Origin of the sequence: Nonomuraea longispora (assembly GCF_004348345.1) — a bacterium.
GTDB lineage: Bacteria > Actinomycetota > Actinomycetes > Streptosporangiales > Streptosporangiaceae > Nonomuraea > Nonomuraea longispora.
The window spans coordinates 1-17,604 of sequence record NZ_SMJZ01000108.1; the positions used below are offsets into that span (position 1 = coordinate 1).

The 17,604-nt window shown below is 70.9% G+C and carries 19 protein-coding genes; 8 read left to right on the forward strand and 11 right to left on the reverse strand.

All coding sequences use genetic code 11. The annotated features are described in order from the left end of the window. The first annotated feature begins 392 nt into the window (after positions 1-392). The 3 genes from E1267_RS25665 to E1267_RS47400 are packed head-to-tail and all read left to right on the forward strand — an operon-like array spanning position 393 to position 2,355. A complete protein-coding gene (locus E1267_RS25665) occupies positions 393-791 on the forward strand; it encodes a VOC family protein (protein WP_132335771.1) in 399 nt (132 codons plus the stop codon). 26 nt (positions 792-817) lie between these two features. Further along, complete coding sequence (locus E1267_RS25670) at positions 818-1,156, forward strand: YciI family protein (RefSeq protein WP_246064255.1); 339 nt, start codon at positions 818-820, stop codon at positions 1,154-1,156. Continuing rightward, the gene (locus E1267_RS47400) at positions 1,153-2,355 is read left to right on the forward strand and encodes an RNA polymerase sigma factor (protein WP_132335773.1); all 1,203 of its coding nucleotides are present in this window, start codon (positions 1,153-1,155) and stop codon (positions 2,353-2,355) included. The genes E1267_RS25670 and E1267_RS47400 overlap by 4 nt, the downstream gene beginning before the upstream one ends. 18 nt (positions 2,356-2,373) lie before the next feature. Here E1267_RS47400 and E1267_RS25680 read toward each other — a convergent pair whose 3' ends face one another. Beyond that, a complete protein-coding gene (locus E1267_RS25680; RefSeq protein WP_132335775.1) occupies positions 2,374-3,303 on the reverse strand; it encodes an oxidoreductase in 930 nt (309 codons plus the stop codon). Between the two features lie 102 nt (positions 3,304-3,405). Here E1267_RS25680 and E1267_RS25685 point away from each other — a divergent pair, with 102 nt between their 5' ends. The 3 genes from E1267_RS25685 (at position 3,406) to E1267_RS25695 (ending at position 5,727) form a co-directional block, all read left to right on the forward strand. Then, the gene (locus tag E1267_RS25685; RefSeq protein WP_132335777.1) at positions 3,406-4,077 is read left to right on the forward strand and encodes a helix-turn-helix domain-containing protein; all 672 of its coding nucleotides are present in this window, start codon (positions 3,406-3,408) and stop codon (positions 4,075-4,077) included. A 63-nt stretch (positions 4,078-4,140) separates the two neighbouring features. Next, positions 4,141-4,545 (forward strand): YciI family protein, encoded by a 405-nt coding sequence (locus E1267_RS25690; protein ID WP_132335827.1) that lies wholly within the window; start codon positions 4,141-4,143, stop codon positions 4,543-4,545. A 6-nt stretch (positions 4,546-4,551) separates the two neighbouring features. Then, positions 4,552-5,727 (forward strand): RNA polymerase sigma factor, encoded by a 1,176-nt coding sequence (locus tag E1267_RS25695; RefSeq protein ID WP_132335779.1) that lies wholly within the window; start codon positions 4,552-4,554, stop codon positions 5,725-5,727. Positions 5,728-5,836: 109 nt separating this feature from the next. On the opposite strand, the gene E1267_RS25700 is transcribed toward E1267_RS25695, so the two are convergent. The 10 genes from E1267_RS25700 to E1267_RS25740 form a co-directional block, all read right to left on the reverse strand. Then, positions 5,837-7,057, reverse strand: coding sequence for a cytochrome P450 family protein (locus E1267_RS25700; protein WP_132335781.1), 1,221 nt, complete (start codon positions 7,055-7,057; stop codon positions 5,837-5,839). Further along, positions 6,961-8,286 (reverse strand): cytochrome P450 family protein, encoded by a 1,326-nt coding sequence (locus tag E1267_RS25705; protein WP_181957841.1) that lies wholly within the window; start codon positions 8,284-8,286, stop codon positions 6,961-6,963. Before E1267_RS25705 ends, E1267_RS25700 begins: the two co-directional genes overlap by 97 nt. Beyond that, positions 8,283-8,861 carry a GTP-binding protein gene (locus E1267_RS25710; RefSeq protein WP_132335783.1) on the reverse strand — a complete coding sequence of 193 codons (579 nt, stop codon included), beginning with the start codon at positions 8,859-8,861 and terminating at the stop codon, positions 8,283-8,285. The genes E1267_RS25705 and E1267_RS25710 overlap by 4 nt, the downstream gene beginning before the upstream one ends. After that, entirely contained in the window at positions 8,842-9,192 is a 351-nt protein-coding gene (locus E1267_RS25715; protein ID WP_132335785.1) for a DUF742 domain-containing protein, read from the reverse strand. The genes E1267_RS25710 and E1267_RS25715 overlap by 20 nt, the downstream gene beginning before the upstream one ends. Next, positions 9,189-9,596 carry a roadblock/LC7 domain-containing protein gene (locus tag E1267_RS25720; protein ID WP_220449675.1) on the reverse strand — a complete coding sequence of 136 codons (408 nt, stop codon included), beginning with the start codon at positions 9,594-9,596 and terminating at the stop codon, positions 9,189-9,191. The genes E1267_RS25715 and E1267_RS25720 overlap by 4 nt, the downstream gene beginning before the upstream one ends. Before the next feature lie 56 nt (positions 9,597-9,652). Then, positions 9,653-11,248, reverse strand: a complete 1,596-nt coding sequence (locus tag E1267_RS25725; RefSeq protein ID WP_132335789.1) for a histidine kinase — start codon at positions 11,246-11,248, stop codon at positions 9,653-9,655. A gap of 502 nt (positions 11,249-11,750) precedes the next feature. Further along, positions 11,751-11,885, reverse strand: coding sequence for a hypothetical protein (locus E1267_RS47405; RefSeq protein ID WP_281283708.1), 135 nt, complete (start codon positions 11,883-11,885; stop codon positions 11,751-11,753). Between the two features lie 129 nt (positions 11,886-12,014). Continuing rightward, positions 12,015-12,365, reverse strand: a complete 351-nt coding sequence (locus E1267_RS25730; protein WP_132335791.1) for a RidA family protein — start codon at positions 12,363-12,365, stop codon at positions 12,015-12,017. Beyond that, on the reverse strand, positions 12,355-13,335 hold the full coding sequence (locus E1267_RS25735; protein ID WP_132335793.1) for a threonine ammonia-lyase: 981 nt from the start codon (positions 13,333-13,335) through the stop codon (positions 12,355-12,357). The genes E1267_RS25730 and E1267_RS25735 overlap by 11 nt, the downstream gene beginning before the upstream one ends. Next, entirely contained in the window at positions 13,332-14,789 is a 1,458-nt protein-coding gene (locus tag E1267_RS25740) for an amidohydrolase family protein (protein WP_132335795.1), read from the reverse strand. Before E1267_RS25740 ends, E1267_RS25735 begins: the two co-directional genes overlap by 4 nt. A 73-nt stretch (positions 14,790-14,862) precedes the next feature. Here E1267_RS25740 and E1267_RS25745 point away from each other — a divergent pair, with 73 nt between their 5' ends. Then, complete coding sequence (locus E1267_RS25745; protein ID WP_246064256.1) at positions 14,863-15,900, forward strand: Lrp/AsnC family transcriptional regulator; 1,038 nt, start codon at positions 14,863-14,865, stop codon at positions 15,898-15,900. Between the two features lie 138 nt (positions 15,901-16,038). Beyond that, complete coding sequence (locus tag E1267_RS25750) at positions 16,039-17,565, forward strand: AbgT family transporter (protein ID WP_132335799.1); 1,527 nt, start codon at positions 16,039-16,041, stop codon at positions 17,563-17,565. Positions 17,566-17,604: the final 39 nt, after the last annotated feature.

Here is a 17,604-nt window from a genome sequence, read left to right on the forward strand (position 1 = left end):
ACCGCCGAGCGCGGCCGCCACCCGGTGGATCTTCTCGGTGGCGATCAGCGCGTAGGCGCACAGGAAAACCGCCACCGCCAGCCATGCGGTGACGCTCACGCGGCCACCGCCCGGTCCAGCAGCGCCTCAAGGATGGTCCGGCCGGTCAGCGGGTCAACGGTGACGGCCAGGGGATGGCATGCCAGATCGCGTGCGCGCACCTACAAAGCCTCTTTCGTGATCGACGTTGAGAATCGCCGACCAGACTTCCCGGCACACCTGTCACCAACGTATCAACCATCCGCAAACGGTGCCGACCGGGCATCTATGTCGTATCGAGGGGCCGCCCGTTCGTCTGTGAGGTGAGGGCCATGCCTTCGGCGCCTCACCGATCGACCCGAAGGAGGGAGTTCATGAATCCCACGTTGAACACGATCGACATCCTGGTGTCCGACCTGGACGCCGCCATCGCCTTCTACGCCCGGCTGGGGCTGGAGTTCAAGATCGACGAGCATTCACCCGAGCACGCCGGCTGTGACCTGCCGAACGGCCTGCATGTCATGCTGGACACCGAGGCCTTCCGCACGCCGCACCTGCCCGGCTGGATCGCGCCCTCCGGCGGCCCACGCACCCTGCTGTGCTTCGAGTTCGGCGCCCCCGCCTGGGTGGACGCCAAGTACGCCGAGCTCGTCGAGGCCGGATACCGGGGGATCGCCGAGCCGTTCGACGCGTTCTGGGGCATGCGGTACGCCACGGTGGCCGACCCCGACGGTAATGGCATCGACCTGTACGCCGCCCTCGCGGCACGCTGACCACGACAACATTGAGGAGAACGAACGTGAAGTACGTGCTGATGTTCGTCGAGACCGAAGAGTTCGCGGAGCGCCTGCACGCCATGGGCGACCTTGAGCGCGAGGCCGCCTACGCCGCCGTCAGCCAGTGGTTCGCCGACCACGCGGACAGCATCACCCACCATGTTCATCTGGCGCCGGTGCACACTGCCACCACGGTACGCATGGGCGAGGGCGAGCCTGTCGTCACCGACGGGCCGTACGCCGAGGGCAAGGAGGTGGTCAGCGGGTTCGCCGAGGTCGAGGTGGCCGACCTGGACGAGGCGCTGAAGATCGCTCGGTCCTGGCCGGCCTGTCCTGTCGTGGAGATCCGCCCCATCTCATGAACGAGCGGGTGAGCCAGGAGGTGCTGGCGGGCGTGGTGCGCGAGCACGCGGGCCGGCTGGCCGCGTCCCTGGCCTCACTGCTGGGCGACTTCTCCGCCGCCGAAGACCTGGTGCAGGATGCCGTCGAGACCGCGCTGCTGCGCTGGCCGGCCGAGGGCATCCCGCGCAGGCCGGACGCCTGGTTGTTCACCGTGGCCCGGCGGCGCGGGCTCGACGTGCTGCGCAGGGAGTCGAACTACCGGGCCAAGCTCGCCCAGCTCACCTGGTCGGCGCCCGCCACCACCGACGACCGGCTGCGGCTGATCTTCATGTGCTGTCACCCGGCGCTGTCGCGTGCCGCGCAGATCGCGCTGACCCTGCGCGTGGTGTGCGGGCTGTCCACCGCGCAGATCGCCGCGGCGTTCCTGGTGCCGGAGTCCACGGTGGCGCAGCGCATCACCCGCGCCAAACGCAAGATCGGCGAAGCGGGGATCCCGTACCGCCTGCCTGCCGACGAGGAGCTGCCGCAGCGTGTCCACGAGGTGCTGGCGGTCATCTACCTGCTGTTCAACGAGGGCTATCTGTCCAGCACGGCTGAACGGGCGCAGGCACGCGACCTGGTCGACGACGCCGAGTGGCTGGCCGCGCTGCTGGCGAACCTGCTGCCGAAGGAGCCGGAGGCGGCCGGGCTGCTCGCGCTGATCCGGTTGCACCGGGCGCGCGGCACGGCCCGCTTCGACCTCCAGGGCCGCTTGGTGTTGCTGGCCGACCAGGATCGCGGCCTGTGGGACCGGCAGGCAATCGAGCGGGCCACCGCCCTCCTCACGCGTACGGCCCGCGCCTACCGGCGTCCGGGGCCGTACCAGCTGCAGGCGGCGATCGTGGCGTGCCACGCCGAGGCCGGCACCTTCGCCGCCACCGACTGGGCGCAGATCCTGGTGCTGTACGACATGCTGCTGCGCCTGGCGCCCTCACCCGTGACGCGCCTGCACCGCGCCATCGCCCTGCGACACGTCAACGGCGCCCAGGCGGCCCTTGCCGAACTGGACGACCTCGGCAAGGAGCTGGAGGGTTATCCGCTCTGGCACGCCACCCGAGCCGAACTGCTGCGCGCCCTTGACCGTGGCCAGGAGGCCCGGCGGGCCGACCAGCGGGCGCTCGATCTGACCAACAACCCGGCCCAGCAGGCACTGCTCAAGCAACGCCTGGGCTGGGACTGAACGCCTCGGGCCCCTTGGTCAGGGCGCCGTGGCGATGCCGTCGAGCAGGGCCATTTCGTCGTCGCTCAGCCGGAGGGCGCCCGCCGCGATGTTCTCCTCCAGGTGCGCGCGGTTGCCGGTGCCGGGGATGGCGAGGATGTGGTCGCCGTGGTGCAGGGTCCAGGCGAGGCGCACCTGTGCCGGGCTCGCGCCGTGGGCCTTCGCGACCTTGGCGACCTCGGCCTGCCCCGTCTCGTCGTGGCCGCCGTGCGGGGTGGCTCCGGGGAGCGAGGTCGCGACGGTGAAGAAGGGCACGAAGGCGATGCCGTGGCGGGCGCACGTCTCGACCAGGGCCTCGTCCTGCCGCTCGGTCAGGCCGTACCGGTTCTGCACGCAGACCACCGGCGCGATCGCCGTCGCCTCGGCCAGTTGCTCCGCCGAGACGTTGGAGACGCCGAGGTGGCGGATCAGGCCCGCCTCGCGCAACTCGGCGAGCGCGCCGAAGTGCTCGGCCACGGAGCCGGGCTCCTTGTCCATCCCGGCGCCCCAGCGCAGGTTGACGACGTCGAGGTGGTCGAGTCCGAGCTGGCGGATGTTCTCCTCGACCTGGGCGCGCAGCTGGTCCGGCCGCGCGTACTCGAACGCGCCGTCACGGGAGCGGGCCGGCCCGACCTTCGTGGTGAGAACCAGATCACCGGGGTACGGCTGGAGCGCCGTGCTGATCAGCTCGTTGGCCGAACGGGTGGGCAGGAAGTAGAAGGCCGCGGTGTCGATGTGGTCGACGCCGAGCTCGATGGCGCGGCGCAGCACGGCGATCGCGTCGGCGCGGTCCTTGGGCTTGTCGTCCCATGGCATGCCGGTCAGGCGCATCGCGCCGAACCCGACGCGGTTGACCGTACGGTCGCCGAGCCGCCAGGTGCCCGCGGCGGCGGCAGGTGTGCTGTTGGCGTTGTCGTGGTGAATCGTCATGATTCTCAGCGTGCGGTCACGCTCCCTGCTTGTCCGAGAATGGCAACATCCTGCCGAGCTGGCCGTTATGGGGTGGGGTCATGCAGAATCGATGGTGTGCGGATGAGCGACGGCCTCACGCGCGTGAACGAAGCGGTCACGGTCGTGCGAGGCGAAGAAGAACTGTTCCGGCGGATAGGACACCTGCTCGCGACCGTCACCGACCTCGCATGTGCGGCCAACGACCTGGCCACCTGGGCGGCCGACCACAGGTCGGACGAGCTCGCCGCGGCGACGGTGGGACGCGCGGCCGGTGTGCGCATCCGCAAGATGTACCGGTCGGCGCTGCTGCTCGACTCGGTGTCCGCGCACGAGCTCGCCCGGCGCCGCGACCAGTTCGGCGCGGAGATCCGCATCACCCACGAGGAGATCAACGAGACGATCGTCATCGACCGCCGGCTCGTGATCCTGGCGGGCGATGTCAGGGCGGGTCAGCGCAGCTACAGCGTGATCACCCAGCCGGAGACCGTCCAGGGTGTGATGTCGCTGTTCGAGACGGCGTGGCGGTCGGCGACCGATCTCGCGGTCTACGACGCGCAGGTCGCCGACATCCGCCGGCTCGCGCCCGCCGTACTGGACCTGCTCAGCCAGGGGGTCAAGGACGAGGCCGCCGCCCGCCGGCTCGGCCTGGGCGTACGGACCTATCGACGCCGGGTCGCCGAGCTGATGGACGCGCTCGGCGCCGGATCACGTTTCCAGGCCGGTGTCCGGGCCCGCGAGCTCGGCCTGGTCTAGGCGGGTTCGTCTCCGGAGGTGAACGCGGCCAGAATGGTGCCGTACCGCACCAAGGAGAACACCATGGCCAAGTACCTGCTGCTCAAGCACTACCGCGGAGCCCCGGCCCCGGTCAACGACGTGCCGATGGACCTGTGGACGCCGGAGGAGCTGTCGGCGCACGTGCAGTACATGCGCGACTTCGCCGCTCGTCTCCAGGAGACCGGGGAGTTCGTCGGCCATCAGGCGCTCGCCCCGGAGGGCACGTTCGTCCGCTACGACGGCGAGGGGCGGCCGCCCGTCACCGACGGCCCCTTCGCCGAGACCAAGGACCTGATCGCCGGCTGGATGATGATCGACGTCGACTCCTACGAGCGGGCGCTGGAGCTGGCCGGTGAGTTGTCCGCGGCCCCGGGCGCGGGTGGCAGGCCGATCCACGAATGGCTCGAACTGCGCCCGTTCCTGTCCGCGCCCTTGACCACGGAGTGACGCACGGTGGACGAGGCCCTGCTGCGGACCCTCACCCCCACGGTGATCGCCGTACTCGTCCGTCGCGGAGCCGACTTCGCCGCGGCCGAGGACGCCGTACAGGAGGCCCTGGTCGAGGCCGTACGGGTGTGGCCGGACGACCCGCCGCGCGACCCCAAGGGCTGGCTGGTCACGGTCGCCTGGCGTAAGTTCCTCGACGCCGTCCGCGCCGACGCCTCCCGGCGCAACCGCGAGCTGCGCGTCGAGGACGAGCCCATGCCCGGACCGGCCCGGGTGACGGACGACACACTCCAGCTGTACTTCCTGTGCGCGCACCCGTCCTTGACCCCGGCCTCGGCCGTCGCGCTCACGCTGCGCGCGGTCGGCGGCCTGACCACGCGTCAGATCGCGCAGGCCTACCTCGTGCCCGAGGCGACCATGGCCCAGCGGATCAGCAGGGCCAAGCGCACCGTCTCGGGGGTGCGGTTCGACCAACCGGGTGACATGGCCACGGTGCTGCGCGTGCTCTACCTGGTCTTCAACGAGGGCTACTCCGGCGACGTCGACCTGGCCGGCGAGGCCATCCGCCTCACGCGCCGGCTCGCGGCCGTGACCTACCACGAGGAGGTCGCGGGCCTGCTCGCGCTCATGCTGCTCCACCACGCCCGGCGCCCGGCACGTACCGGCCCCGACGGCCGGCTCGTGCCTCTCGCCGAGCAGGACCGCAGCCTGTGGAACACCCGGCTGATCGCCGAGGGCGTCGACGTGCTCCAGGCGGCGCTCGCCCGCGACCGTCTGGGCGAGTTCCAGGCCCAGGCGGCCGTCGCCGCGCTCCACGCCGACGCCCGTACGGCCGAGGAGACCGACTGGGTGCAGATCGTCGAGTGGTACGACGAGCTGGTGCGCCTCACCGACAGCCCGGTGGCCCGCCTCAACCGGGCCGTCGCGGTCGGCGAGGCCGACGGCCCCCGGGCCGGGCTGGCAGCGCTGGCGGAGCTCGACCCCGCCCTGCCCCGCCACGCCGCCGTCGCCGCGTATCTGCACGAGCGTGACGGGGACCAGGTGAGCGCGGCACGGCTCTACGCCGAAGCCGCCCGATCGGCTCCCAGTCCGGCCGAACGCGAGCACCTCACGCGGCAGGCCGCACGGCTCGACGAGCGGCTGCGCGGGAAGGCGGACGACGGGCACTCCCCGGCCCGCTAGCTCAGGAAGCCGGGCCGGCGACTGAGAGACCGCGCCGCCGGGCACGTCAGTGGCGTCCGGTACGCGGTCCGTGCCCGGGTCGCGCGCGGGGCTCCGGTGTTCCCGGACGTCAGCGGTGCAGCAGGAGCGGCAGGGTGCTCCAGCCGTGCGCGATGAACGACGGGACGTGCCCCACCTCGCTCTCGTCCACCGCCAGCCGCAGGTCAGGGAACCGGTCGAACAGGGCGGGCAGGGCTGTGAGCGCCTCCTGGCGGGCGAGTGGAGCTCCGATGCAGCGGTGCACCCCGATGCCGAACGCCAGGTGCTCGGCGCTCTCCTTGGTCGGGTCGAACCGGCCGGCGTCCTCGCCGTGCTGGTCGGGGTCGTGCCCGGCCGCCATGTAGCTGGTGACGATCGCGTCGCCCGCCTCGATCCGTACGCCGGCGATCTCGATCGGCTCGATGGCGAAGCGCAGCGGCAGGTTGGCGATCGACGGCGCCCAGCGCAGCGTCTCCTCGATCACCGCGTCCCAGGTGATCTCCCCCGCCAGCACACGCCGGAGGTGGTCCGGATGGGTGAGCAGGGCGTGCACGGCGTTGCCGATCAGGTTGACGGTGGTCTCGTGCCCGGCCGCGATCAGCAGCAGCAGGGTGTCGCACAGTTCGGTGTCGCTGAGCGAGTCGCCCGTGTCACGGACGTTGATCAGCTCCGTGGTCAGGTCGTCGCCCTGGTGCTCGCGCTTGTACGCCACCAGCGCGGGCAAGACGGTGGCGATCTGGGCCGCCGTGGCCGCCGCCTGCTCCGGGGTTGCGGTGGTGTCCATGATGGCCTCCATGACCTGGGCCATCTCCTCCCGCATGTGCGCGGGAACCCCGAACAGTTCGCAGATCACGCGCATCGGCAGCGGGTGGGCGTAGGCGCTGCGCAGGTCGACGGGCCGGCCGGGCGGCTGCGCGGCCATCGCGTCCAGCAGCTCCGCGACGATCTTCTCGACGATCGGCTGCATGGCCCTGGTACGGCGCGCGGTGAAGCTGGGGGCGATCAGCTTGCGGAGCCGGCGGTGTTCGTCGCCGTAGGCGCTCAGCATGTTGGACACGCCGATCCAGGTCATGATCCAGGACCAGCCCGGCGTGGTGAGCGCCCGGTCGAGCTGCCGCCAGTGCCGCTTGTCCTTGCTCACCATCGGGTCGAGGATGAGCTGCTTGAGCAGATCGTGGCGGGTTACCGCCCAGGCCGGGATGCCTCCCGTGAGTTCTACGAGGACCAGGGGGCCGAGGTCACGTAGCCGCCGGACCTCCCCGTGGAGGTCGGTGCCGAAGGGGTCGAGGGCGACGGGGGCTGAACTGCCCAAGGGGATTCTCCTGGCTGGTCAGGGCGAATGGGAGTGAAACGCACCGGCAGGTGGGCCAGCGCGCGGTGGAACGGCCCGGGCCGCCAGGAGAGCTCCTCGCGAGGCACGGTCAGTTCCAGGTCGCACAGATGGGAGGTCAGGCGTTCGATCGCGGTCATCGCGATGATCATGGCCGGGTCGCTGGCCGGGCAGCGGTGCGCCCCGGCGCCGAAGCCCAGGTACGCGCCGCCGTCGGAGCGCAGTTCCTCGGGCACGTTGGTGGGCTCGGTGTTGGCCGCGGCGTAGGAGACCAGGACCAGCTCGGCCGGCTGGATCCAGGTGCCGTGGAAGTGCACGGGCTGGAGCACGAAGTACGGGCCGTAGTTCGACATGGCCGGCTCGGCGCGCAGAGCCTCCATCAGGGCGTCGTACGTGCCGAGCGCGCCGTTGGAGAGCGAGCTGTAGTAACGGTCGTCGCTGACCATCCGGGAGATCGTGTTGGAGATCAGGTTGGACGTGGGCTCGTAGGCGGCGGCCATCACCAGCACGAGGGTCTCGGCCAGTTCGTCGGTCTTGAGCGCGGCCGGGTGGTCGATGAACCAGGACGTCAGGTCGTCGCCCCGCTGGACGTGCTTGGACTGGATCAGCTCGCCGATGTAGCGGCTGAACGCGTCGCTGCCCTGCGCGCCCTTCTCTCCGTCCGCCTCCATCATGTCCGCCAGGGCCTGGATCAGGCCGGCGCTGGCGGAGTCGGGCCGTCCGAAGAGCCCGTTGAAGATGCGGGCCGGAATGAGCGCGGCGAACTCGGAGACCAGGTCCGCCTCGCCCTTCGCGGCGAACTGGCTGATCAGCGAGTCCGACACCGTGATCACCAACTGGCGCAGCTTGTGCGGCTGGACGAGCTCGAAGCAGTCGGAGATCACCTTGCGGAATCTGGCGTGCTCGGCCCCGTCGGTCATCAGCGCGTTCGGCCGGTAGCCCAGCATGGCGACCGGCCCGGCGGCCTCAGGGGTGTCGGGCAGCCGCGCCTGCCAGGCCTTGCCGTTCTTGCTCCAGACGCCGCCGACGTTGGTGAGCACGTCCAGGGCGGCCTGGTAGCCGATCACCAGGTGCGCCTCGATGCCGGGGGCGATCTCCACGGGCGCGACCGCGCCGTGCCGCCGGCGTAGCTCCGCGTAGATGGCCTGCGGGTCCCTCGCGTAGTCCGGTCCGTACAGGCGGCCCGCGTCGGGCATGTAGCGCAGGGTCATGACAACACCAGCTCTCTGATGTGCTCCACCAGCGCGATCAGGGAGGCGCGGGCGGAGGCGGGGTCGCGTGCGTCGCACACCACCAGCGGCGTGTGCGCGTGCAGGTCGAGCGCCTTGCGCAGGGCGTCCGGCGGGTAGTCGGGCGAGTCGGGGAAGTGGTTGACGGCCACCGCGTAGCGGATGCCGGCACTCTCCACCAGGTCGAGGACAGCGAAGCTGTCGTCGATCCTGCGGGTGTCGGCCAGCACCAGGACCCCCAGCGCGCCGCGCACCAACTCGTTCCACAAGACCTGGAACCGGGTCTGCCCCGGCGCCCCGAACAGGTACAGCACCACGCCCGGCATGGTGAGGCGGCCGAAGTCGATGGCGGTGGTCGTGGTCGTCTTCTCGTTCACGCCGGTGAGGTCGTCCACCAGCGTGCCCGCCTGGGTGAGCACCTCCTCGGTGTTGAGGGGTTTGATCTCCGAGAGAGCGTCCACCAAGGTCGTCTTGCCCACGCCGAACGGCCCGGCGATGACCAGCTTGACCGGTATGTGTTCAGTACTGATTCGGCTGTCAGAGAGCGCGGAGGCCACTGAGCACCAACTCCAAGATCTCAATGTCGGGCAGGTCGCTGATGGGCGGATCGCGGGTCAGCAGTGTTCCGCCTCCGACCAGCCCGGCGACCAGCAACCGCACGACGCAGTACGGCAGGCCTAAGTGCGCGGCGCACTCGTACACCGACAGGGGCCCGTCCCCCAGCAGGGACACCAGGTGCGACCCAGGAGGGGCCAGCCCGTTGGTGGCGGCGTCAGGCGCGACGTACACCAGCGTCGTGCGCTCGACGTTGATGTGCTCGGGCACGGTCAACCTCGCGGCGGCCATGAAGTCCGGGACGACCCGCCGCCGTTGCCGTCCGGAGGTCATGTCCGGACGCCCTGCACCCTGGCCGCACTGGCCTCGTCGAGAGCCTTGATCAGCTTCTGCACCTGGAGCTGCACCTCGTAGGCCAGTGCGCCGATGTTGACCACACCGGTGGCGGCGACCACGATGGCCGCGCGGTCGCCGGCCGGGGCGACGTAGTAGTAGCCGCTGCCGGCGGAGATGACGATGTCCACCACCTCGTCGTCCGCGCCGTCGCTGAGGCCCGCGCACAGCGCGCGCGCCGCCCCGAGCACGGAGCTCGTCATGGCGGCGGCCCGCTCGCCGCTCTCGGTGGTCACGTCCGCCGAGCCGCCGAGGATGAGCCCGTCACGGCTCAGCACCACGCCGCTGACGACGCCGGGCAGTGCGAGCAGGGGTGACAGGACCCAGGACACGTCGAGGGGCAACGGGCGACCCTTGGCCTGAACACGGCCTGAAGCGCTGTGAGCGTCCATGGAAACGGTCATTTCCCTTCGGTTATGTCGTGCTGCTCGGTCGGGAGCGCTTCGCGGCGGCCCGCCTCGGCTCCCGCCTGGAAGTCCCCCCACCGTTTCTGGGCCTCTTCCGGGGTGGTGAGCAACCTGCCACCCGTACCGTCAGAATGATCTCCTGTGGTGGTCGTGGAGCTGGACGCGGAACGCGGCGACTGGCGGCGGCGCTGCGGCAGCGGTGCCAGGTCCTCCGCCTGCCGTTGCTGCGGGGCCGTCACGGGCTGGGGTGCCGTCACGGGCTGGGGCCGTACCGAAGGGGCGACCGGCTCGGGCCGGTGCGCCGCCACCGGCTCCGGCCGGTGCGCGGAGACGGCCGTCGATCCCTGTTGAACGGCCGTGGCTGCGGCCATGGGCTCCCGGCGGATGGCCGTGGCGGCCGGGGCGACCGCGCGCACCGGCTCGGGCGCCAGCACCGACGGCCGGGTGTCCTCCGGCATCTCCACCAGCAGGGCGGTCGGGATGTTCAACACGGCCTGTACGCCGCCGAAGGCGCTCTTCTTGACCGTGACCTGCATCCCGTAGTGGGCGACCTGGCGGCCGATCGCGGCCCAGCCGGTGCGGGGCGGATTGCCGAGGTCGACCAGGCGAACGGGATGGTTGCCGCTCAGCAGGCGGCCCGCGCGGGCGTACTGGTCCTCGTTGAGGCCGACGCCGGCGTCGTCGATGACGATGGCGGCGCCGTTGTTGGTCTCGTGCACGGCGATGGTCACCTTGAGCGTGCCGTGGGAGTGGTGGACCGCGTTGGCCAGCAGCTCGGCGGTGGTGAACAGGATCGACTCCGCGGCGCGGGCGGCGACCCCGATCCTGCGGCGCAGGTGGTTGGCCGGGCCCTCGATGCGCAGCTCGAAGTTCTCCACCCGGGAGACGGCGCCCACCACCAGGTCCACCAGGTAGGTGTCGTCACGCGACAGGCCGGGGGTGGCGCCGCAGGCGATGCCGGTGACCTGCATGCGGCGGATGATCAGTTCGTTGAACATGTCGAGGCCCAGCACCTCGCGCAGCAGCGCCGTGTGCTCGTCGCCGCTGTAGCGCTGTTGCACACCGGCGAGCAGGTCCTGGGCGCGCAGCGCCTGGGTCTGCACGCGGGACATGGCGCCCCTGATGATCGCCTGGGCGGCCTCGTCGATGCGTTCGGTCTCGTCACGGATGCCGCGGGTGAGCGCGTCGAGGATGGCGCGGTGCTGCCTGTCGAGGTCCGTGCCGGCGAGCGCCTGGTTCTGCATGCCGGGCACGATCACGTGCGGGGAGCGCAGGTGGGACAGCAGGGCGGGAATCCGTTTGGAGATCAGGTGGTCGGTCTCCACGCGCAGGAGGTCGTGCTGGGCGCGGACCTCGCGGAGCAGGTCCGCGTTCTCCTTGGCCTTGCGTTCGGCCTGCAGCAGGCGCTGGCTCCAGGCGCTGGACTCGCGGGTCAGGTGGTCCTGCGCCTGACGCGTCTGTGCGAGCTGCCCGCGGGCCTGGCCGAGCCGGCCGCGTAGGCGCAGATAGAGGGTCACGACGCCCGCGAGGGCGAGCACGAGGACGGCGACGCAGATCACCATCGCGACGCTGAAGGAGTCTGACGGCATGAAAGTCCTGGGAGGTTGGGGGAGGCGATGGGATCTGCCGACCGCCACGGAAGCCTGTGCTAGCGGCGAGCGTCGATCTCGTCCGGTGGCCGACTGAGACCGCGCCCCCGTGGCGCGAACCCTCCGACGTGGCCGGCGCCGCTGTGTGCCTGGTGCGGCTCTGTCTGAGGCATGGCGAGGCCAAACGACGGCATGGGAATTCTCGTCTCACTAGAAGGACGGCCCAATCGGGTGACCAGTATTCCGCTTAAGTCGCGTTAGTCAACCGTGTGCACGTTCTTCACTGCGCCCCTTTCAGTACCCCTGTGTCGAACCCCGGCGAGCCGCTTCCGAGGGCCTGGTACGCAGCGACCTGCGCATATCACACTCGCGTACGCCGCCACGCACTCCGCGTGGTGGGATTTCGCACTGGGCAATCGGCACAATTGGGTCGGAAACGCGCAAGAATTAATGACCTCGATGTCAATGGACGAGTCGCCGCCTGTTAGGTTCAGGGTCATGATCAGGGAAGGTCTCCTTCGACCATGTCCGGCTGCCCCAGAACGCCGAGCGCGTCGGCGAGGTAGTGGCCGGAGTTGCCGTCCTCGCCGTAGGCCAGCGTGAGCTCGGCGGCCGCCCTGGCCCGCTCGTCCCCCACCCGGCCAGGCAGCTCCGGTAGAGCGCCACGCGCTCTACCAGGGATTCGGGGACGCCGGCGGCGCTGACACCCGGTGAGAACAGGAACCGGGCTGCCCGCAGGCGTGCGCAGGCCGGTCGGCGCGGTGGATCAGGGGGCCTTCACGACGGCGTCGATCTCCACCACGCTGCCGTAGGGCAGGTCGCGTACGCCGACGACCGTGCGGGCGGGTCGCGGCTCGGGCCAGAGGTCGAGGAACTGCTGGTTGGCCGCGTCCCGCAGCCTCATGTCGGTGACGAAGTAGGTCAGCTTCACCACGTCCTCCAGCCGCGCGCCCACCGTGGCCATGCGCCGCCGCGCGGTGTCCATCGCCGCGTCCAGCGCCGCCCGCTCGCCGCCCACCACGGTGCCGTCCTCCCGCAGCGACAGCGAGCCGGAGACGAAGACCAGCCCGCAGGCGACCACGGCCGGGCTGTACGGGTGGTGTGGATCAGTGCTCATGGAGGACCTCCTGGCGAGCGGGTTCGGTCAGGACGCGGGCCAGCAGCGCGGGGTTGACGGAGCCGCCGCTCAGGATGGCGACGTGCTTGCCGGCGGTGTCCCCCGCGAGGTAGGCGGCGAAGGTCACCGCGCCGCTGGGCTCGGAGACGAGCCGGGCGTCCAGTGCGAGGCGCCGTACCGCGTCGAGGATCTGCTCCTCGCTGACGGTCACGATCTCGTCGAGGTGGCGGCGGATCTGCTCCCACGGCACCCGGCCCAGGCCGTGGGTACGCAGCCCGTCCGCCACGGTCCGGTAGGTCTGCTCGGGCTCCCAGGCCAGGCGGCGGCCCTCGCGCAGGCTCTGTTCCGCGTCCGCGGCCAGTTCCGGCTCGACCCCGACCACGCGGGTACGCGGTCGCAGCGCCTTGACGGCGGTCGCCACCCCGGCGGCCAGGCCGCCTCCGCTGACGGGGACCAGGACGACGTCCGCGTCGGGCAGGTCCTCCATGATCTCCAGGCCCACGGTGCCCTGACCGGCCACGACCGCCGGGTCGTCGAACGGCGGTACAGGCAGGTAGCCGTGCTGTTCGGCGAGCACGAAGCCGTGGGTGTCGCGCAGGGCCGGGGGCACCAGGACGACTTCGGCGCCCAGTTCCCTGACCACGTCGACCTTGTTCGGCGGCGCGGTGTCCGGCATCACGATCACCGCGCGCAGCCCGAGCCGCTGCGCGAGCCAGGCCACCGAGCGCGCGTGGTTGCCGCTGGAGTGGGCGACGATGCCGCGTTCCCGGGCCTCGGGCAGCGACTGCTTGATCTTGTTGTACGCCCCGCGCAGCTTGAAGGCCGCCGTCGGCTGCAGCGACTCGGGCTTGATCCACAGTGGCCGGCCGGGCTCCGCCGGGTCGAAGGGCAGCAGCGGAGTGCGTACCACCGTGTCGGAGATGCGTGCGGCGGCGGCGCGGATGTCCGCCTGCGTCACCTGCTCGGTCATGCCAGCCGTCCCTTCACGGCCCTGCCGGGTCTCGCGTCCGGCAGCACCTCGCCGTCCCTGACCACGAACTCGCCGTTCACCAGCAGGTGGTCGACGCCGGTCGAGGGGCGCCCCGGCTCGGTGTAGGTGGACCGGTCGCGTACCTCGTCGAGGTCGAACACCACGAGGTCAGCGTCCGCGCCTTCCTGCACCCGGCCCTTGCGCCGGAACTGCGGCGCCACCGCGGACAGCACCTCGGCGGGCCGCAGGGTGCACCGTCCCACCGCCTCGACCAGGCTCAGGCGGCCGGAGCCGCGCACCATCGTGGCGAGGAACCGGGAGAACGTCCCGCTCGTACGCGGATGGCCGGCGGCCGTGACCGGCAACGGCCAGGTGTCGTCCGGGGCGGCGAACGGGATGGCGTCGGAGGCGACCGCGGTGTCGGGAAGCAGCAGGGCGCGTTCCAGCACCGACCAGTCGGCCGGGTCGTCCTCGTCCAGGTAGTGGATGGCCACCATCGCGCCCGGGTCGGTGCGCTGGATCTCGCGCAACCGTCCGGCGTCGCGAGGACGTTCGCCGGTGGCGGCGATCACGAGGTCGCGCGGCGTGATGCCGAGCCGGGGCAGGTTCTCCGGTGACAGGAAGGGCACGCCGATCGTGGTCATGCCGGCGCCGTAGGGGTAGGCCTCGGTGGACACCTTGAGCCCGTGCCTGCGTGCCCCTTCGACCACGGCGCCGACCTCGTCGATGGCGCGCAGCGACGTGCTGTTGATGTGGCACAGGTGCATGTGCGCGCCGGTGCCGGCCGCGGCGGCGACCACCTCGGCGATGCCTTCGAGCGCGGTGCCGGGATCGTCGGGGTTCTTGAAGCGGGCATGGGTGAACGTGGGCACGTCGTAACGCTGGGCCAGCCGCGCCACCTGCACGTACTCTTTTCGCCCGGTCTGCGGGGCGTAGCCCAGCAGCACCCCGATGCCCAGCGCGCCCGCGTGCAACTGCGCTTCCAGCTCGGCCAGCACCTGGTCGACCTGGGCGGCGGTGGCCTTGTCGCGCCAGTGGGGGCCGCCGCACAGGTCGGCGAAGCTCTCCCAGCCGCCGTCCGGCTCGGCTCCGTCGAGGACCTTCATCCGGGCCATGGCCCAGGACGCGGAGTAGCCGTAGTTGATCGGGCGGCCCTCGTCGCTCGCGCGCCGATAGGCCTGTTCCACCGGGGCCGCGCCCGACTCCAGTTCCAGGGCCGTGGTGACCCCGTCCAGTGCCTGCATGCGCAGCGAGCCCACCGTCTGCGCATGGCTGTGCAGGTCGATGAAGCCCGGTGCGAGCACCCGGCCGGTGAGGTCGAGTTCGTGGCGGGCGGGCGCCGGTTCCTCGGCGACTGACGTGATCTTGCCGTCCGTGATGGCGACGTGGCGGACCGCGTCCAGTCCCGTTTCGGGATCCACCACCCGTGCGCCACGCAACAGTAGGTCATTCACCCTTTAATCATCACGATCCGCCCCAAGATGCGCCTATACTGCCGGAATCCGACATAAAGGGAGCAATGTCGTGATGGATTCCGTCATGTTGCGGGAAAACGATCTCGAGCTCATCGACGCGCTGCAACTCAACCCCCGGGCGTCCTGGGCCGAGGTCGGCGCGGTGCTGGGCATGGACCCGGTGACCGCGGCGCGGCGGTGGAAACGGCTGGTGGACGACCGGCTGGCGTGGTGCACGGTCGCCCTGGGACGGCGCCAGCTGCACACCATGAGCGTGGCCTTCCTGGAACTGACCTGCGAGGCCGGCGCCGCCAACCAGGTCGCCGCGGAGCTGGCCCGGCAGCCGCACATGATCACGGTGCAGCACATCGCCGGCTCGTACGACCTGTGGACGATCGCGATCGCGCCCGACCTGGCCGACCTGTCCGAGTACCTGCTGTCCCAGCTCCCCCGGCAACCCGGGATCACCCGGGTGCGCACCCACATCGCCACCCGGGCCTTCGACCTGAGCATGCGCTGGCGGCTGCGGGTGCTCAACGCCGCCCAGGCCGGACGGCTGCGCCCGGCGCACCACCCGCACGCGGTGACCCGCCCGATGGACGAGATCGACCGCCGCCTGTTCGTCGCGCTGAGCACGGACGGGCGGCGCAGCTTCGCCGAACTGGAGGCCGAGCTCGGGCTGTCCGCCCGTACGGTGCAGCGCCGCATCAACCGGCTGGTCGCGGTCGGCGACATCACCTTCCGCTGCGACCTGGCCAGGCGGCTGGCGGGCTGGCACGACTCGGCGGTGCTGTGGCTGGCGATGCCGGACGACCACCTGGAGAGCACCGGCGAGCAACTCCTGAGCTGGCCCGAGACCCGCACCTGCGCGGCCGTCGCCGGACCCAACAACCTCTTACTGACCGTGGGCCTGCACAACGTGGCCGATCTACACGAACTGGTCACCCGCCTGCGCCACGACTTCCCGCACGCCACGATCGTGGACAGGCAGCTGGTGCTGCGCCAGGTCAAGTTGTACGGACGGGTGCTCGACCGGGTCGGCCGCTGGTCCTCCACGACGCCGCTCGACCTGTGGGCGCTGGGGGCTGACGATCCCGGTGCGCCACCGTGAAACGATGACCGGTTCCTGCATGAACGCTGGCCAGGATGACGGTTTCCGGCGATGGAAGGGCCTGTCTGACTGGGCTGCCCATACTTTCCCAATTACCTGGCGGCCAAAGCCATCGCTGGCAACGCGAAGGAACCCCTCATGCTGAAAACCGGGCGACCAACGACCCTGGACCGGGTGCTGGGCGGAGTGGAACGGCTGGGCAACAGACTGCCCAACCCGTTCATCATGTTCGTCGGGATGTTCGTCCTGATCTCGCTCGCGTCGTGGGCCGCCGCGGCCCTCGGCGCCACGGTGCAACCACCCGGCGCCGCCGAGGCGACGCCGGTCAGGAACGTCCTGTCCGGCGAGGGCCTGGTGGACCTGCTCGGATCCGCGGTGGACAACTTCGTGGAGTTCCCCGCTCTCGGCCCGGTGCTGACCGTGGTGCTCGGGGTGGGCGTGGCGCAGGGCACGGGGGCACTGGAGGCCGTGGTGCGCCTGGCCTTCTACCGGGTGCCGCGTTCCCTGGTGCCGTACGTGGTGGCCTTCGTGGCCTGCCAGGGGCACGTCATGTCGGACGCGTCCTTCCTGGTCATCCCGCCGCTGGCGGCGCTCGTCTTCCGCGCGGTCGGCCGGCACCCGCTGGCCGGGCTCATCGGCGCGTACGCCTGCACCGCCACCGGCTACGCCGGCGGGCTCCTGCTGGGCACGCTCGACGCCAGCCTCGCGGGCATCACCGAGAAGGCCGCGGCCCTGCTGCCGGAAAGCGGCGGCTACACCACCAACATCGCGATGAACTACTACTTCGGCGCCGCGGCCGGGCTGGTCCTGCCCATCGTCGGCGGGTTGCTGATCTCCCGCGTGCTGGAGCCTCGGCTGCCCGCGTGGCGGCCCGCCGAGGGCGACGACGCGCACGTCGAGGTGACCCGCCGTGAGCGGCGGGCGCTGCTCGTCTCGGGACTCGTGGTGGCGGGGTTCCTGGCGCTGGTCGTGCTCGCCTGGCTGGTGCCGGGCAGCCCGCTGCGCGGCGAGGACGGCTCGCTCGTGCCCTCGCCCCTCCTGGACAACCTGGTGCCGATCATCGCGCTGGTGTTCTTCCTGTTCGGCTACACCTACGGCCGGGCGATGAAGCTGGACAAGGACGAGCGCAACGTCTACACGCTGATGACCGCGTCGATCAAGGAGATGGCCGGGTTCATCACCCTCATCTTCATCGTCGCCCAGACGCTGAGCGTGCTCTCCTGGAGCGGGCTGGCGACGTTCCTCGCGGTGAAGCTGGCCGACGCCGCCCAGGCCGTGGGGCTCGTCGGGTTCCCCGCGCTGGTCTTCCTGATCCTGCTGTCCTCGATGCTCAACCTGGTGATCACCTCGGGCTCCGGCCTGTGGTCACTGGAGTCCACGGTGATGGTGCCGGCGCTGATGTTGCTCGGCCTGTCACCGGCCATCATCCAGGCCACCCACCGCATCGGGGACTCCATCACCCAGGCGATCTCCCCGATGCACATTTTCCTGTACTTCATCCTGGCCTCCGCGCAGAAGTACGAGCCCGAACTCAAGCTCGGCACGCTGGTGTCCAGGCTCCTGCCGTTCGTGCCCGCGTTCGGCCTGGTGTGGGCGTGCGTACTGGCCGTCTTCTACTTCTTCGGCCTGCCGGTCGGCCCCGGCGCGGGGATCCACCTGCCCTGATCGGGGCGGCCTGCGGCACTTCAAGACCGAACGTTCTCC